1 protein-coding gene is annotated in these 750 nt (G+C 54.7%); it reads right to left on the bottom strand.

Translation table 11 applies throughout. The features are described 5' to 3' along the window. A partial coding sequence (locus ACTJKS_RS28015) for a calcium-binding protein (protein WP_440829055.1) occupies nucleotides 1–729 on the bottom strand: 729 nt, incomplete at its 3' end. Nucleotides 730–750 lie beyond the last annotated feature (21 nt).

Here is a 750-nt window from a genome sequence, read left to right as displayed (position 1 = left end):
GGTCCCTCCGTCGAGCACGTCATTACCGGCCTGGCCATTCAAAGTGTCATCACCGCCCAGCCCGCGAATGACGTTGTCCTGGCCGATGGCGCCGGCAATAGTGTCAGCGCCTTCAGTGCCTACCAAATGCTTCGAGACATCAACGGATGTCCAAGTGACACCATCCGAGAAATGAAACTCTTCAACCGAAGAATCGGCGCCAGAAAAATAGCTTTGAATGGTGATCGCATCACCAGTGCCATATCGCAATACAAGATCATATGGGTTGGGGCGTTCGAAACCGCTGATGTCCGTTGACTTAACATCCGTGAAACGGATGACGTCGACATTCAAGGCTGAGCCTGCTTCGGCAACGGTATCCTGACCATCGCCGCGGCTAAAGACATAAGTGTCGGAGCCTGTTCCTCCTGCCAACGTGTCATTGCCTGCGCCACCCACAAGCGTGTCTTCTCCGGCGGCGCCGACGAGCGTATCGTTACCGGTCCCACCGTCGAGCACGTCATTGCCTGCCTGGCCATTCAAAGTGTCATCGCCGCCCAGCCCGCGAATGACGTTGTCCTGGCCGATGGCGCCGGCAATAGTGTCAGCACCTTCAGTGCCTACCAAATGCTTCGAGACATCAGCAGATGTCCAAGTGACACTATCCGAGAAATGAAACTCTTCAACCGAAGAGTCGGCGCCAGAAAAATAGCTTTGGATGGTGATCACATCACCAGTGCCATATCGCAATACAAGATCATATGGGTTGGG

The organism is Pseudomonas sp. 22189, assembly GCF_052045635.1.
GTDB classification, from domain to species: Bacteria; Pseudomonadota; Gammaproteobacteria; order Pseudomonadales; family Pseudomonadaceae; genus Aquipseudomonas; species Aquipseudomonas parakoreensis.
This window is presented reverse-complemented; position numbering and strand designations above follow the sequence as displayed.